Below are 15,176 nucleotides of genomic sequence, written 5' to 3'. Positions count from 1 at the left end.
GACTCGGAGCCGCCGGTCGGCGGTGACCCGTCAACGACAGCCCGTCAGGGGCGGCGCAGGGTGAGCAGCCCGCCGCGCGGGACCGGGATCACGTCCGCCCCGGCCAGCTCGACCTCGCCCTGCCGGACGATACGCCCTCGGGCGTCCTGCACGGTCACCGAGGCCGTGCCCCGGCCGCCGGTGAGCCGGACGTCCGGGTCGGCGTCGGCGTTGGCGACCAGCAGGGTGCGCCAGCCGTCGCCGGAGGCGTTCACCGGCAGCGCGGCGTAGCGGGCGACGGCGACGACGTCGGCGCCGCGGGCGGTGACCATCGGGTAGCCGAGGTCCGGGCGGGCGGGCAGCAGTTCGCCGAGTTGCAGGGTGGCGGTGTGCTCGCGGAAGACGCCGAGCCAGAAGGCGATGGCCTCGCGCTGCCCGGCGTCCTGCGCGGCGAGGTCGACGGAGATCTGCGGGACCGAGAACAACACGTTGATCAGGTGGCAGGCGATCTGCTCCGGCGGTTCGGCCGGGTGCCACATCAGCATGTCGGCGTGGACCGGGACGGGCCCGGCGGCGAGCCGCACGTCGATCGTCCGCTGGCGGTTCTCCTGCGGGCTGAGCGGGCAGTCGGTGGCGCGGATCATGGTGACGTACGGCCACAGGCCCGGGCTGACGTACGGCTGGCGGTGCTCGATCATCGCCTCCGGGTCGGCAGCGGTGATCCGGCGGCGGATCTCGGCGAGCAGCCGTTCCACGCCCTCGTCCACGCTCGTGCAGTCCGCCTCGGGCCCGGCCTCCGGGGTGTCGGCGGCGGCGCGGGCGAACCAGTCGACGAAGTCGACCTTGAGGCCGTCCATGCCCCACTCCTCGACGGCGCGGGCGAGCCGGTCGGTGAGGAAGGCGCGGACCTCGGGGTAGCGCGGGTCGGCGACGATCGCCCCCATGTGGGCGGCGTCGGCGAGGGCGTAGCGGCCGATCCGCTCGTACGCGGCGCTGTCCTTGCCGATGAACGGCAGTGCGTACCAGAGCAGGTAGCGCATGCCGAGGTCGTGGACGCGGCACACGTGGGCGGCCGTGTCGGGCAGCGAGATCGGCTCCCAGTCGCCGCAGTGGGCGTAGCCGCGGGTGCGGTCGGCGGTCATCCAGCCGTCGTCCACGATGATGACGTCCATGCCGAGCTGCTTGCCGAGCGCGGCCTGGGTCTCGACGGCCTTCGGCGAGATGTCCTGGTGCATCGAGTACCAGGTGGAATAGGCGGGGCGGCGGGCGGCCTCGGGGATGGCGATCGTACGGCCGGAGGCGGCGTGGCCGGAGGCGGCGTGACCGGACGCCGTGTGGCCGGTGCCCCACCAGTCGGCGAGGTCGGCGAGGCTGCGGGCGTAGTGCCGGCGCGAGGTGTCGATGCGCACGGTGAGCCGGTCGGCGGCCTGGGCCCAGCAGCGGAACTCGCCGGTCTCCTCGACCACTCCGGCGCCGGCCAGGACGTCCGGGCGCCCGGCGGCGAAGGCGCAGAGCGCGACGTCCCCGGTGCCGACGAGGGCGGCGATCGGGGCACCGACGGTGAGGCCGGTGCGGCGCGGGGCGCTCCAGGCGGCGGGCAGCCAGCCGGTGCCGCGCGGTTCGGGCGTCCAGAAGGCGGTGGCGTCGGTGCAGGGCACCCGCCACTCGATCCGCACCTCGCCCGTGCCCTCGGCGCTCACCTCCACCACCCCGTCGGCGAGTTCCCGGACGGTGGCCGTGCCGCTCGCCCGCAGGTCCAGCTCGCCCGGCCCGGGTGCGTGCAGCGGGCGCAGGGCGCCGGTGGCGGTGGGGGCGTGCGGCTCCCAGATGTCGGTCACGGTCGTCATCCCTTCGTGGCGCCGGCCAGCAGGCCGGAGATGAACTGCCGTTGGAGGACCAGGAAGAGGACCATCATCGGCAGGGTGGACAGCGCGGTGCCGGAGAGGATCGCGCCGTAGTCGGTGGTGCTCTGGTTGCCGTGCAGGGTGGCCAGGGCGACGGGCAGGGTGTGCATCCCGGGGCTGCGCAGGGCGATCAGCGGCCAGACGAACTGGTTCCAGGAGCCCAGGAAGAGGAAGATCGAGAGGGCTGCCAACACGGGCCGCATGACCGGCACGACGACGCTCCACAGCACCCGGAACTCGCCGGCGCCGTCGACCCTTGCCGCGTCCAGGAGTTCGTCCGGCAGGCCGGCCAGCGACTGGCGCATCAGGAAGATCGCGAAGGGCACGCACAGGCCGGGCAGGATGAGCGCCTGGTAGGTGTCCAGCAGGCCGAAGCTCATCATCATCTTGAACAGCGGTACCAGCATGACCTGTTCGGGCACCACCAGGGTGGAGAGCAGCAGCGCGAAGAGCAGGGTCCGGCCGCGGAAGCGGAACTTGGCGAAGGCGTAGCCCGCGAGCAGCGCGACGACGAGGGCTCCCAGCGTCTGGATCCCCGCCACCAGCAGGGAGTTGCCGACCACCCGGAGCAGGCCGATCCTCCGGTCGAGCCGGTCGAGGTTGTCCCCGAGGTGTCCGCCGGGCAGCAGCGACGGCGGCCAGTCGAAGATCTCGGTGTCCTTGCGGGTGGTGGCCGTCACCAGCCAGTAGAACGGGCCGACGGAGAGCCCGGTGATCGCGGCGAGCAGGAAGGTCAGCGGCCAGCCGCGCAGCTTCTTGAGGTTCATCGGTCACGCTCCCCCATCAGGCGCATCTGCACCGCACCGAGCACCGACACCAGCAGGGTGAGCGCGTAGGCGATGGCGGAGGCGTAGCCGAAGTCGAAGTACCGGAAGCCGTTCTGGTACAGGTACATGGAGACGGTCAGGGTCGCGTTGTCCGGGCCACCGCCGGTCAACACGTAGGGCTCGTCGAAGAGTTGCAGCGTTCCGATGGTGGACAGCACGATCGTGAACAGCAGCACCGGGCGCAGCGCGGGGACGGTGATCGCGGTGAAGCGGCGGACGGGGCCGGCGCCGTCGACCATCGCGGCCTCGTACAACTCCTTGGGGATGGACTGAAGTCCGGCGAGGTAGATGACGGCGTTGTAGCCGGTGTAGTGCCAGGTGAGCACCAGGACGACGGCCATCCGGGCCCAGAACGGCTGCCCGAGCCAGTCGACGCCGGACAGACCGACCGCCTGCAGCAGCCGGTTGACCGCGCCGTTGTCGGTGTTGAGCAGGAAGCTGAACATCACCCCGGTGGCGACCAGGCCGGTGACGGCGGGCATGAAGACGCCGAGCCGCCACACCGTACGCCAGCGCACGAGTGCCGAGTTGATGCCGACGGCCATCAGCAGGGCCAGTCCGAGCATCAGCGGGACCTGCACGACCAGGATCTCGCCGGTGTTGCGCAGGGCCGTCCAGAACAGCGGATCGTCCAGCAGGCGGCGGTAGTTGGCGAGTCCGGCGGCGCGGGTGGCGGTGCCGGAGCCGGTGGTGAAGGAGAGCAGCAGGGAGGAGACGACGGGGTAGGCCTTGAAGATCCCGAAGGTGATCAGGGCGGGGGCGAGCAGCAGGTACGGCAGGGCGGTGCGGCGCCGGCGGGAACGGCGGGGGGCGGAGCGGCGGGCTCGTACGGTGGCGGACTTGACGAAGGCCGGCCCCGGGGCGGCGGCGGATGGTCCTGCGGTGGACGGGGTGGTGGCGGCGGTCATGCGATCGTGCGTCCGGTCTGCTGGGCGAGCTGCTTGGCGGCGTCCTGGAGGACGGCGGCCGGGTCGCCGTCCTTGAGGAAGACCTTGGTCTGGGCGTCGCTGGCGAGCTTGAGGGCACGGGCGTAGTCGCCGGAGTAGTTGGTGGGGTCGCCGCCGTCGGTGGCGAGTTCGGCGAAGGTCCTCAGCGGGGAGTCGCCGCCGAAGTAGGCGCTGGGCTTGGCGTACGTCGGGTCGGTGTAGGCCGCGGTGAGGGCGGGGAAGACGCCGCCGGCGGTGAACATGGCGTTGACGGAGGCGGGGCGGGTGAGGGCGTACTCGACGAACTTCCAGGCGGCGCGGCGGCGCGGGCTGGAGGCGGCGACGGCCAGGTGGGTGGAGTTGACCAGGGCGGTGCGCTTGCCGCCGGGGGTGACGGCCGGGGGCTTGGTGAGACGCCAGTTGCCGCTCTGGTCGGCGAACTTGGTCTCCAGGTAGTGCGCGGCCCAGGCGGGCATCGGGGCGACGGCGAGCTTGCCGGCCTTCATCAGGTTGCGCCAGCCCTGGTCGCCGGAGGCGTCGCCGACCAGTCCGGCCTCGTGCAGGCGCTTGACGATGGTCAGGGCGCGCACGTCCGGCTCGGAGGCGAGGGTGACCTTCCCCTGGAGGTCGAAGTAGAAGGCGCCCTGGAGCTGCATCAGGGACTGCAGGAAGTCGAGGTCGGGGTCGGGGTTGGCGGTCTTGTTGATGCCGATGAGGTAGGTGCCGGGGTTGGCGGCCTTGAACCGGTCGGCGGCGGCGATCAGGTCGTCCCAGGTGGCGAGGGAGGCGGGGTCGATGCCCGCCTTGTCGAAGTAGTCCTTGCGGTAGAAGAAGCCGAGCGGGTTGACCTCCCAGGGCAGGGCGTAGGCGTGGCCGTCCTTGCCGGTGACGACCGGCCACAGGCCCTTGGCGAACTTGTCCTTGTGGGCGTCGGCACCGAGCGCGGAGAGGTCGGCCAGGCCTCCCGGGAACTTCTCCAGGTAGCCGGGCAGGTAGTCGCAGCCGATGTGCAGGACGTCGCCGAGGCCCTGGCCGCCGGCCGCCAGACCGACGGTGATCTTGTCCCAGATGGCGGGGTTGCCGATGTCCTGGACGTCGATCTTGATGCCGGGGTTGTCCTGCTCGAAGGCCGGGACGATCCCGCGCAGGGCCTCGGCGGCCGTCGCCCAGGACCAGACGGTGACCGTCCCGGTCTCGGCGTCCCCGCCCGAGGCGCCGCCGGAGCCGGAGTCGCCGCAGGCCGCGAGGGTGCCGCCGGCGGCGAGGGCCAGCAGGCCGGCTCCGGAGGCGCGGAGCAGGTCGCGTCGGGAAAGGTGTGACATTGCATTCCTCTCGATGGGGCGGTGGCGCTGGCGGGCTTGAGGGGCGCGGGCGCTGGGGTCGGCGTCGTTTTGAACGTTCAAATACACAAAACAAACCAGAACCAAACAGGTTCCAACGAGCGGGACACAGCAAACGCCCGTCCTCCTCGTGCCGTCAAGACCTGGGCACGGGAAGGACGGGCGCCGCAACCGTTCCGTTATCCGGCAGCCACGATCGACGTGCCCGTCAGGTCCACGCCCGGGGCTGCCGTCCGCCTGAACAGCACTGCGCGAGAAGTCGGCCGGACCGACTTCTCGCGCTTCACACCGCCGGCATCCTCGTCCGGTCAGCCCGTTGGACCCCGAGGAGGCAACTCAGGCCAGGCGCGCCACGGCCAGCTCCAGCGCGCGGTCGAGTGCCGCCCCGGCGTCGCACGGGACGTCGGGGCGGACGCCGGTACCCTCCCAGTTGGTGCCCGAGACCGGGTTGACCGCGCGGGCGACGGGCACGCTGAGCTCCAGGTGCGGGTGCACCGTCCAGCCCTCGCGCGGGTGGGCGCCGCCCCGGGTGGGCTCGCCGACGATCTCGGCGCGCCCGAGCTGCTGCAGGTCGTACGCGAGTTCCTCGCCCGCGGAGAAGGTGGTTCCGCTGGTCAGCACGTAGACCGGCTTGTCCGCGCCGAAGCGGGCACCCGGGACGAACGGGGGCGTCCAGGACTGCTCGGCCACCTCCCCCTGCCGCGAGACCAGGGTGTTGAGGTGGGTGCGGCCGTCCAGCAGGTACCCGCAGATGAAGGCCACCGTGTTCGGATCGCCACCGGCGTTGCGGCGCAGGTCCAGGATGAGGGCTCGGGCGGGGGCCACCAGGGACAGCGCCGCGGCCAGCGGCTGCGCCGCCCAGTCCAGCGGGAACGTCTTGGGCCCGATCTCCAGGACCGCGACGCCGCCGTCGAGGAGTTCCACCCGCGGCACACCGCCCAGCGAGGCATCGAACTCCCTGCGCATCGCGGCGAGCACCGCCGCGCCCCGCTCGCTCGGCACCGGCACCTCGTGGTGCTTCAGAGCCAGGTGCAGATCGCCGTTGACGGACCGCAGGTCGGCCGTGACCGCATCGGCCAACTCCTGCGCGGACTCGGTCCGGTAGGAGCCCTCGGCGCTGCGGCGCCGCAGCAGGTCGGCCAGCTGCCGGGCGGCATCGGGGAAGACGTAGTTCTCGCAGACCAGGTCGGCGATCGAGTCGACAACGACGGCGGCGTCCAGCGCGGAGGGCGATGTGGTGGAAGTCATGGGAGGGAGTAGACCAGCGACTTGCCAAAGCGTCAACCGTACTTAACGCTTGATCAGGTGAGTCATCAACCAGACGAAGACGTGCAGCGGATCAGCACGCCGCTGCAGCACACCGCACTCGCCCACCCGGTGCGCCAGCGCCTGCTCTTCGCCCTGAGCGCCCGGCCGTCCACGATCAGCCGACTCGCCGCACAGCTGGGGGTGAACAAGGGCAGCGTGTCCCATCACCTGAAGGTGCTGTGCGAGGCCGGGCTGGTCCAGGACGCGGGAACGCGAACGGTGCGCGGCGGCACCGAGAAGTACTACCGGCGGACCGCCGAACGACTCCTCGTCCCCGAACCGCAGGCCGAGGGCACGGCCGCGCTGTTCGGCGCCATCGCCCAGGAGTTGGACCGCTCACCCGTCGACCACCTCCTGGCGCTGCGCCACGTCCGGCTCAGCCCGGCCAAGGCGGCGCGGCTCGCCGAGGCGCTGGCCGCACTGGTCGACGAGACGGAGGAGGATCCGGAGGGCGAGCCGGTGCACGGCCTGCTGGTGACGCTCTACCAGCAGGCCGGCGCGTAGTGGGTCCGGCGCGAACCGCGGGCACGACGGCGTGGGAGCGCGCCGCTTCAGGAAGGCGGCTCAGCCGTTCCAGAGGCTCCGGAAGCGGTCGGGGGCCGCCGGATCGCGGTCGGCCGCCTGGACCGGTGGCCAGGCCCACTGCCGGACGCTGGTGCCCGGCACGCGGGAGAACCGGATCGTGCCCCGGGTGCCTTCGACCGCGATGCTCGGCCGGGCCTCGGCGATGCGACCCCGGTCCACGCCCTGTGAGCGCAGCGCCTCGGCGAGGACGGCGATCGTGTCGTAGCCCTCGAAGGCGACGAACGACGGCGCTGCGGCCAGCCGTTCGCGCAGTGCCGCCTCGACGCGTGCGCCGAGGGGGTCGAGGCGTTCGGGCAGGTAGCGCAGGAAGGGGATCGCGGCGCCGTCGCGGCCCAGCAGCGACGCCCACTCGGTGAACTCCGGCTGCCCGGCCGGGGCGCCGACCAGGACCCCGGCGAGATTGACCGTTCGTGCGTGCCGACCTACCGGCCGACCTCCCGCAGGCGGAGGTCCTCGACCGTCTCCCGCCTGATCAGCAGCCGGGCCCGGCCGTCCCGCACCGCCGCCACCGCCGGGCGGCCGACCAGGTTGTAGCCGGAGGCCATCGAGAGCTGGTACGCCCCGGCCGCCGGCACGGCCAGCAGGTCGCCAGGTCGCAGGTCGGCGGGCAGGGCGGCGTCGCGCACCAGGACGTCGCCGGCCTCGCAGTGCCGGCCGACCACGTCCACCCGGGCCGAGCCCGCCTCCGACCGCCGGCCCACCAGGCGGACGCTGTACGGCGATCCGTACAGCGCCGGGCGCGGGTTGTCGCTCATCCCGCCGTCCACGGCGACGAAGCAGCGGCCGTCCGCCGTGTGCTTGACCGACAGCACCCGGTACACCGCCACCGCCGACGGGCCGGCCACCGCGCGGCCGGGCTCCACCACCAGGCGCGGCACCGCCAGCCCGGTCTCGGCGCAGCGCACCGCCAGCCGGTCGGTGACCCGGACGGCGAACTCGGCGAGGTCCAGCTCCTCGTCGTCGGGCAGGTACTTGATGCCGTGGCCGCCGCCGAGGTCCAGCTCGGGCAGCTCGACGCCGTGCCGGTCCCGGACCTGCGCCAGCAGGCCGGCCAGCGCGTCCACCGCCCGTAGGTACGGCTCCACCTGGGTGATCTGTGATCCCAAGTGGCAGTGCAGACCGGCGAGTTCGAGGCCCGGCTGATCGAGCACCCGGGCGATGGCGTCCGCGGCGTCGCCGCCCTCGATCGGGAAGCCGAACTTCTGTCCGCCGACGCCGGTCCGCACCGCCGCGTGGTGCCCGGCCGCGATGCCCGGGACGACCCGCACCAGCACCTTCTGCGGGGTGTCGGCAGCCACCAGCGCGGCCAGCCGGGCGATCTCCGCCGGGCCGTCGATGACGATCCGCCCGACCCGCAGCCGCCGGGCCAGCCGCAGCTCCTCCGGGGACTTGGCGTTGCCGTGCAGCAGGATCCGCTGCGCCGGGAAGCCCGCCGAGACGGCCAGCCGGAGTTCGCCGGCGGAGCAGACGTCCAGGCCAAGGCCCTCGTCGGCCACCCAGTCGGCCATGGCGCTGCACAGGAAGGCCTTGGCCGCGTACAGCACGTCGGCGTGCGGCAGTGCCCGCCGGTAGGCCCGGGCGCGGGCCCGGACCTCGCCCTCGTCCAGCACGTACAGCGGGGTGCCGAACCGCTCGGCGGCCTCGGCCAGCCCGACCCCGCCGACCAGCAGGTCGCCGCTCCGGCCGGGCCGCGCCGAGGCCGGCCAGGGGCCGCCGAGCACGTCGGCGGGGGCGTCGGCCGCGGGGGCATCAGTGGTCGGGGTTGCGGTGGCGGGGCGGGCGATGAGCTGGGACATGGGGTGCTCCTGGGAAGGGGTCGGGGCGGCGGCCGGTTCAGTCCTCGAAGTGCATCGCGGTGCGGCAGTGCGCCGGGCGGGTGCGGATGCGGTCGCGGTCGGCCGGGGCCGGTTCCGGCGGCTCCGCGTGGGCGGTCCGCGACAGCAGACGGATCGTCCGCACCGGCGATTCGCCGGCCTCGACGGCCCCGTTGACGCCGAGAACGCCGATGGCGGTGGTGGCAGTGGTCATGGCGGGGATCCCTTCGGGCGGCGGGCCGTACGGCCGGACCCCTCCAGTGGAGACCCTGCGCACACCGACCGCACCCGTCCTTGACGCATGGCCTACGCCCCCGCCCCCGTCCTTGACGCCCCCCTGACAGCGGCCCGTTGACGGTGTCAGGGAGTCGTCAAGGACGGCCCGCACGCCGCCAAGGCCTCGTCAATGCGGGCATGGCGCGCCGGGCCCGGTGGTGTTCGTGCCGGGGCCGGGCTGCGCGGCATCCGCGCGCCGTCGGCGGACCGCCACGGCTGTCAGCAGGCCGTCAAGATGCGTCCCGGAGCCGTCATGACGGCGTCATGACGGCTCCGGCGGCGGTACGGACGGACCGGTTCCGCGGTTCACTGGAGTCATCCGAAGCAAGGAGTGCCTGACCGGGAGAACTCCACCGGGAGACCGCCGGGGAGACCCCACCCGAGAAACGGAGGCGAACGGCCATGACCGGGACCACCCGAGTGATCGTCGGCCTGAGCGGATCACTGAGCAGTCTGGCCGCCCTCTACCACGCCGTCGGCGAAGCGGCCCGGTACCGGGCGGTGCTGGTGCCCGTCGCAGCCTGGAGCGCCGACGGGCGGGACGACCTGCGCCCGCTCTCCGAACTGGAGCACGCCGCTCGCCGGCGCCTGGACATCGCCTTCGAGCAGGCCTACGGCGGCTACCCGTCCGGCCTGGTCATCCACCCGCTGGTGGTCAACACCGACCCCGGGCCCGCCCTGGTCGGCGCCGTCACCGGCCCGGACGACCTGCTCGTCCTCGGCGCCGCCACCCGCCGCCGCCTGGACCGGCTGCGCCACGGCTCGGTCGCCCGGCACTGCCGCCACCGGGCCGGCTGCCGCGTGGTCGAGGTCTCCCCCTCCGCCCTCCTCACCCGCCTCGAACTCACCGCCCGCACCGGCGCCCCGCTGCCCCTCCTGGCGCGCTGAGGCCGACTGAGGCCCCGCTGAGGCCGGCTGCCGCCCCACGTCCCGTGCCCCACGGCTCCCCGGCTCCCCGGCTCCCCGGCTGCCAACTTCGACAGGGCTGTCGAAGTTGGCATGCTCAGGCTATGCTGGTACGAGGTCCGACCCCTCCGAACCCGAGCTCCCCACCCCGTCGACGAACGTGCCCCACGGCACGCCCGACCGGAAGAAGGCGAGACCCGAGGCGTCCACGTGGCGACCAATCAGCCGACCAAGCAAGTGATCTGACGGTACGTCAACTCCGATCCGGCGTTTCACCGCCCGGCCCGCCCAAGCGTGCCCCGGACCGCCCGCCGCCGTTGTACGGAAGGTGAATCGCCGCACCCGCCCCGAAGCCCCGGCCACCCCGCCGAGGAAGAGGTTCCGCATGACGACGTCCCGGCTCCACCCGCGCCCCGGCGAGGCCGCGGTCCTCCTCACCGTGCTCGGCCTGCTCGTCCTGGAGGAAATCGCCCTGGGCATGGCCGAGGAGGACGACCGCCCCGTCATCGGCGGCATCCTGATCGGCGCCTCCGGCACCGGCCTGCTCGTCGTCGGCGCCGTCCTCCTCAGCCGCTGGCTCGACACCCGCCGCCCGCTCCCGCTGCCCCCGGTCGGCCCCAACGGCCGCGAATACAGCGCCCGCGCCCTCGAAGGCTTCCCGATGGAAGCCGTCCGCCCGCTGCTGCTCACCGAGAACGCACCCCAACTCGGCCAGCTCTACTCCGCGTGGATGCTCGCCCGCGCCGGCCGCCCCGCCCCCTGGATCGCCCGCCGCCTCGACATCCCGCTCGACGCCGCCCACCTCCTCGCCGACGCCGCCCGCTCACGGAAACCCGACCCCAGACTCGATCAACGCCACTGACCCGCCGCCGCGCCCCCGACGCCCGCTCCCGCGCCGGCACATCCACCGGAATCCGCGCCTACGAGGGATCCTCCACCGGCACCCGGGCGAGGGCGGCACGGACGACGTCCGCAAGGTCTCGATCGACCACGCCCCACTCATGAAGCCACGAGTGGATCTGCCGGGCGGACCTTCCGAGTCGATCTTCCTCTCTCAGCAACAGGGCCAACGAGGACGGCCTACTGGACGATCTCGCGAAGGACCGAACCAAATCCTCCGCCTCCCGCAGGGAGACATCGGCCGGGAGCGTCTCCGTCGACACCGGGATCCCGCACGCCTTGAGGCGAGCCACGAGCTCTTCCGGGTTCCGCCCCGTCGCGCTCGCCGCCATGATCAGGTCGGCGAACGGCACGACACTGCCGACCTCCGTGTTCGGCCACTTCATCGGGCCGTGGCCGGAGAGCAGTTGGAAGTCCAGGAGGGAATTCACCTCCGGCGCATTCATGGGAACGTGGAATCCATAGGTCCGATACCGATCGATCGCCTCCTGCAGCGTGAACACACCACGTCCGACAACCGCGAAGAGGCGTCCATAGGAAAGGCTGTCAAACCACCGGAACCCGCCCGTCTTGTCCCTGAAGAGCTCCACGTCCTCGGCACTGGCGTCCGCGGGCAACGACGGAACCGGGATTCCCACAGCCGTCAGCCGATCGATGACGTCAGCCACACCGATCGACTCGGTCGCCGCGGCTTGCAGCACGTGGACCACGGACGCCGTCTTCGAGCGGTTGAGCCAGGGGCTCGTGCCGTTGAGGCGTACGCTGAGCGACCTCACGTCATCACTGGACGGGAAGTCCGGAAGTCCTGTGGCATCAGCCGCGATTCCGTACTTGGCAAAGGCAGCACAGGCCTCAGAAGTCGAAATCCCGAGCACCGAACTCGCCTTCGCCAGATGCCCTGGCGCAACCGAGCCATCCTGCTCGAACGGCGTTCCGAACACCGACATGCCCTTGAGGCCTCCCCGCAGGAGCACCGGATCGGCCACCATCGCCGCAGCCGTCTTCGACACCTCGGCGGAAACGACCACGCCACGGCTGGTCAGACGTTCGACGACATCCTCCATCGGCTCACTTCCGAACATCGAGAGCTGGACCAGCACGGCTACACCGATCGGCCGATCGAATCCGCCACCACCGGACGGTGAGGCTCTCCCGTCGCCATCTTCAAGCCCGAGCGCAGCAGCCCGTTCACGCACCTCCTCATGAGTCAGGCCCAACTCGGCGGCCACCTCGGCGAGCCAGCTCTCGGATACCGACTCCCTCCAGGTCCGTGCCTGGCGGCGAGAACCTCGCGTGATCAGGAGGGCCGAGTCGGAAGGCTTCGCCAATCGGATGTCTCGGGTTGCGAGAGCCTCTGCGGGCACACCTGCCAACCGTTCCAGTCGGTCTGTCCTCCCGTGCGCCATCAGCCTCCAGAGGAGCACGTGATCCGATGGCGTCGCGCTCTCCTGGTTCCTCCGGTTCTCCTCCGGGTCGAGTCCGATCCCGACGTAGCCAAGAATCCTCCGGTCTGCGGGGAAGAGTCCCGCTCTTCCCAGGTCGAACGCGATCCCTTGTGACGTCAGCCGGCAGCCCTGACGTACCGCCTCCGCTGCCACCAGATCGGCGAGCTGAATGCAGTCGTCAGTGAGCCGACCGACCCATTCCATTCCGAACAATCCCGAATCGGACCTGACGAGTTCACCGGCCCCTTCGGCCAACAACGCGCCGACCGTTCCCGACGTGTCGTCGATGACCCGTCGCCGATCCACCGACATCTTCCCCGGCGCGAAGCGGCCGGAGAGGTTCACCACGGCACCCGCAAGGCTGTCTTTCCACGGCGAGAAAACTCCTCGCCTCACCTCCGGTTCGACCAGCAGGCCGTCGACCAACAGCGCTCCGCCTTCCTCGCACCAGACCACGTGCGCACCTTCCGGAGCGTCCTTCCACGAAACCGTCACGCCGTGCGCGTCGAGGCCGAAGGTCTCGTTCTCAGGCGCCGACCGGGGCCTGAATACTCCCGGTTCCCAGACCGATCCGCGCTCGCCATGGACGACGGTGGTGCGGAACTCCGCTACTCCCAGCAGGCGTTCGAGGACGTCGAGGGCGGACCAGGTCTCCTCCAGGTCGATGTCGTCCCGCAGGTACAGGCGGACGGTGGTGCCGGGCTTGCGGCAGCTGTCCTCGCGTTCGGTGATGCGGAAGAGGTGGCTGGGGCCGTAGATGGAGACCTCCAGCCGCGGGCCGATCCGGCCGGTGGCGTCCATGCGGCAGGTGGTGACCTGGATCTCGTCCGCGAGCATGAAGTAGCTCAGCACGCCGATGCCGAAGCGGCTGTTGGGGTACAGCTCGACGGGCGGATCAGCCTTGCGCCATTCGGCGCGTTCGAGTTTGAAGTCCAGTTGCTCCGCGAAGCGGGCACCGGCGTTGGAGAACACTCCCCGCAGCTCGGATTCGCCCATGCCGACGCCGTTGTCCTCGCACTCCAGGTAGGCGCGGCCGTCATGGTCCACACTCTGGCGGAAGTCGATGCGGCCGTCGTAGGTGAACCTGGCGCCGAGGGTGTTGGTGCGGTCCAGGTACTCCGTCCTGGCCCGGCGGTAGCGGCAGGCGTCGAGGGCATTCTGGTAGAGCTCGCGGACTGCCAGGTCCCGGTCCCGGTAGAGCTCCACGCCCATCAGCAGGCTGCGTACCCGGCGTTCGTCCAACCGGAACCTCGCCCAGCCGGTGAAGGCACCGGCGGCGGGGGCGGCCTCGTCGGAGGTGAGACGGGTGGGGAGCGGGTGCCCCACCAGCACGCGGCGGACGGCGTGGAGGAGTTCGTCGGCCCTGGCCGTGTACTCGCGCAGGCCTTCGACCACCGCCTCGTGCCGGCACTCCGCTCGCAGCACCGGCAGGTCGTAGGAGCCGCCCCAGACCGCCAGTTCGAGGGTCTCCCGCAGGTCGGCGAGGTCGACTTCGTGCGGGATGCCGAGATGTTCGGCGACGATGTCGGGCAGGGCCGTCATCTCGATGGCGGTGCCGTAGGCAAGGGCGAGAATGAGCGCCAACCTCGGTTCCCGGACGTGCTGTTCGCCGGGGGCGCGCAGGTGGTCGTCCTCGCGGAGGCCCGCGAGGTAGTCGCGGTTGGTGACGTCGGGGCCTCGGCGGAGGCCGTGCAGGAGGGCGCAGATCCGCTTGAGCGCGAAGGTCTCGCCGAGTTCGTCCAGCACCGGCAGTCGGTCGAGGATTTCGCGGACACCCTCGGGATCGGCCAGGTCCTCGTGCTGGTCGAGCCAGCGGTGGTAGAGCCACCAGCCGATGGGGGCGGCGGAGTCGGGGCGGGTGCGGGTGCGGTGGGTGAGCAGGTCGTAGGACTCGATGAACTGCTCGTACGCCGCCCGGTCGCCCTCGGGGGCCGCCGTGGGCCGGAGGTCGGTCGGGCGTACGGTCGTCCGGGCGGCGGCCAGCTGCAGGGAGCGGACCCGGTAGAGGAAGGGGACGACCGCCAGCAGCGCCGCCTCGGCCGGGTAGAGGTCGAGCGAGCCGTCCCCGAGCAGCCAGCCGACGCGCGAGGCGAAGCGGACGGCGATACCGGGGTCCTGCCAGGGGTCGTCCGCGAGGTCGTCCGCCCGGTCCACCGCGTCGCGCAGCCGGGCGAGTCGGCGGACGGCCGCGAGTGCGGCCCGCCGGTACGTCTCGGCATCCCGACCGGCCCGTACGTGCTGCCAGGCGCGGGATTCCGCGGCGCCTCGCACCCACGGGTCGTCCCCGTCCTTCACGGCCGGCGGACGCCGCCCGTCCAGGTAGACGTTGCCGATGTACCCGGCCTGGACGGCGTCCCCGTGCACCGTGCCGTTCATCGTGTTCGAGCTGTCGACCACCGCTCGTGCCCCTCCCCGCGTGCAGGGCACGAGCGTAGGGCAAACCCGGGGTCAGGGTGCGGTGGTGAGCGTGACCCGCTTGGCGTCGGCCGCGGCCGCCGGGGTGGCGCCGATGTTGGTGACGGTGGCGGTCAGGACGGCGTCGGTGTCGGGGATCCAGTTGAAGGTCTTGGACTGGACGATGAACTGCCGTTGCTGCGGCGTCCCGTCGCAGATCACGTCCTTCTCGGCGGTCCGGCTGGAGCCGAAGCCGATCGCGGAGGAGTCCTGCGGGTCCTTCTGCTCGACGGAGACGGTGAGGGAGCGGGCTTCGGCCGCCACCGTGCAGAGGTAGCTGACGTCGACGCGGACCCTCCCCGGCTGTTTCGGGTCGATCTTGGCGCCACCGAGCGTCACCGTGGTGGTGGCGGCGGCGGGGGCGGGGTCGGTGGTGCCGGCGGCCCCGGCGGGGGCGGCGAGGCCGGCGAGGGACGAGGTGAGTACCGTCAGGACGATCCAACGATGCACTGCAGCCTCCCTGAACCGAGGACGTGGTGCGGCCGACGCTAATCGCCCGGCCGGACCACCGC

The 15,176-nt window shown here is 72.0% G+C and carries 12 protein-coding genes and 1 pseudogene; 3 read left to right on the top strand and 10 right to left on the bottom strand.

The annotated features are described in order from the left end of the window. Positions 1-44: 44 nt before the first annotated feature. The 5 genes from BX285_RS17930 to BX285_RS17910 all read right to left on the bottom strand — a co-directional run bounded on the left by BX285_RS17930 (position 45) and on the right by BX285_RS17910 (position 6,224). Positions 45-1,817 (bottom strand): glycoside hydrolase family 36 protein, encoded by a 1,773-nt coding sequence (locus tag BX285_RS17930; protein WP_121177612.1) that lies wholly within the window; start codon positions 1,815-1,817, stop codon positions 45-47. A 5-nt stretch (positions 1,818-1,822) separates the two neighbouring features. Then, positions 1,823-2,650, bottom strand: coding sequence for a carbohydrate ABC transporter permease (locus BX285_RS17925; RefSeq protein ID WP_121175675.1), 828 nt, complete (start codon positions 2,648-2,650; stop codon positions 1,823-1,825). Continuing rightward, a complete protein-coding gene (locus BX285_RS17920) occupies positions 2,647-3,618 on the bottom strand; it encodes a carbohydrate ABC transporter permease (protein WP_121175674.1) in 972 nt (323 codons plus the stop codon). Before BX285_RS17920 ends, BX285_RS17925 begins: the two co-directional genes overlap by 4 nt. Further along, a complete protein-coding gene (locus tag BX285_RS17915) occupies positions 3,615-4,958 on the bottom strand; it encodes an extracellular solute-binding protein (protein ID WP_121175673.1) in 1,344 nt (447 codons plus the stop codon). Before BX285_RS17915 ends, BX285_RS17920 begins: the two co-directional genes overlap by 4 nt. Positions 4,959-5,312: 354 nt before the next feature. Beyond that, positions 5,313-6,224 carry a S41 family peptidase gene (locus BX285_RS17910; protein ID WP_121175672.1) on the bottom strand — a complete coding sequence of 304 codons (912 nt, stop codon included), beginning with the start codon at positions 6,222-6,224 and terminating at the stop codon, positions 5,313-5,315. A 57-nt stretch (positions 6,225-6,281) separates the two neighbouring features. Between BX285_RS17910 and BX285_RS17905 the strand changes: the two genes are divergently transcribed. Then, positions 6,282-6,788: a winged helix-turn-helix domain-containing protein gene (locus BX285_RS17905; protein ID WP_257032883.1), complete on the top strand. Its 507-nt coding sequence runs from the start codon at positions 6,282-6,284 to the stop codon at positions 6,786-6,788. 60 nt (positions 6,789-6,848) lie between these two features. On the opposite strand, the pseudogene BX285_RS17900 reads toward BX285_RS17905, so the two are convergent. The 3 genes and pseudogenes from BX285_RS17900 to BX285_RS17890 form a co-directional block, all read right to left on the bottom strand. Next, positions 6,849-7,268 (bottom strand): annotated as a pseudogene (locus BX285_RS17900) (amino acid ABC transporter substrate-binding protein); the annotation flags it as partial. A 23-nt stretch (positions 7,269-7,291) separates the two neighbouring features. Beyond that, on the bottom strand, positions 7,292-8,665 hold the full coding sequence (gene lysA / locus BX285_RS17895; protein ID WP_121175671.1) for a diaminopimelate decarboxylase: 1,374 nt from the start codon (positions 8,663-8,665) through the stop codon (positions 7,292-7,294). 37 nt (positions 8,666-8,702) lie between these two features. Next, the gene (locus BX285_RS17890) at positions 8,703-8,897 is read right to left on the bottom strand and encodes a hypothetical protein (RefSeq protein ID WP_121175670.1); all 195 of its coding nucleotides are present in this window, start codon (positions 8,895-8,897) and stop codon (positions 8,703-8,705) included. 464 nt (positions 8,898-9,361) lie between these two features. On the opposite strand from BX285_RS17890, the gene BX285_RS17885 reads away from it, so the two are divergent. Then, the gene (locus tag BX285_RS17885; protein WP_097238891.1) at positions 9,362-9,847 is read left to right on the top strand and encodes a universal stress protein; all 486 of its coding nucleotides are present in this window, start codon (positions 9,362-9,364) and stop codon (positions 9,845-9,847) included. A gap of 403 nt (positions 9,848-10,250) precedes the next feature. Continuing rightward, the gene (locus BX285_RS17880; protein ID WP_121175669.1) at positions 10,251-10,727 is read left to right on the top strand and encodes a hypothetical protein; all 477 of its coding nucleotides are present in this window, start codon (positions 10,251-10,253) and stop codon (positions 10,725-10,727) included. Between the two features lie 58 nt (positions 10,728-10,785). Here BX285_RS17880 and BX285_RS17870 read toward each other — a convergent pair whose 3' ends face one another. Beyond that, positions 10,786-14,607: an ATP-binding protein gene (locus BX285_RS17870; protein WP_121175668.1), complete on the bottom strand. Its 3,822-nt coding sequence runs from the start codon at positions 14,605-14,607 to the stop codon at positions 10,786-10,788. A 51-nt stretch (positions 14,608-14,658) separates the two neighbouring features. Then, positions 14,659-15,114 carry a hypothetical protein gene (locus BX285_RS17865; protein ID WP_121175667.1) on the bottom strand — a complete coding sequence of 152 codons (456 nt, stop codon included), beginning with the start codon at positions 15,112-15,114 and terminating at the stop codon, positions 14,659-14,661. Positions 15,115-15,176 lie beyond the last annotated feature (62 nt).

Source organism: Streptomyces sp. 1114.5 (assembly GCF_003635085.1).
Classification (GTDB): domain Bacteria; phylum Actinomycetota; class Actinomycetes; order Streptomycetales; family Streptomycetaceae; genus Kitasatospora.
The sequence above is the reverse complement of the archived record's forward strand: the minus strand, read 5'-3'. Positions and strand labels throughout refer to the sequence as shown.

What these genes read in the sequence shown, in the direction of transcription:
- BX285_RS17925 (WP_121175675.1), bottom strand. Translation starts at nt 2,650, where the DNA reads ATGAACCTCAAGAAGCTGCGCGGCTGGCCGCTGACCTTCCTGCTCGCC.
- BX285_RS17920 (WP_121175674.1), bottom strand. Translation starts at nt 3,618, where the DNA reads ATGACCGCCGCCACCACCCCGTCCACCGCAGGACCATCCGCCGCCGCC.
- BX285_RS17915 (WP_121175673.1), bottom strand. Translation starts at nt 4,958, where the DNA reads ATGTCACACCTTTCCCGACGCGACCTGCTCCGCGCCTCCGGAGCCGGC.
- BX285_RS17910 (WP_121175672.1), bottom strand. Translation starts at nt 6,224, where the DNA reads ATGACTTCCACCACATCGCCCTCCGCGCTGGACGCCGCCGTCGTTGTC.
- lysA (WP_121175671.1), bottom strand. Translation starts at nt 8,665, where the DNA reads ATGTCCCAGCTCATCGCCCGCCCCGCCACCGCAACCCCGACCACTGAT.
- BX285_RS17890 (WP_121175670.1), bottom strand. Translation starts at nt 8,897, where the DNA reads ATGACCACTGCCACCACCGCCATCGGCGTTCTCGGCGTCAACGGGGCC.
- BX285_RS17885 (WP_097238891.1), top strand. Translation starts at nt 9,362, where the DNA reads ATGACCGGGACCACCCGAGTGATCGTCGGCCTGAGCGGATCACTGAGC.
- BX285_RS17880 (WP_121175669.1), top strand. Translation starts at nt 10,251, where the DNA reads ATGACGACGTCCCGGCTCCACCCGCGCCCCGGCGAGGCCGCGGTCCTC.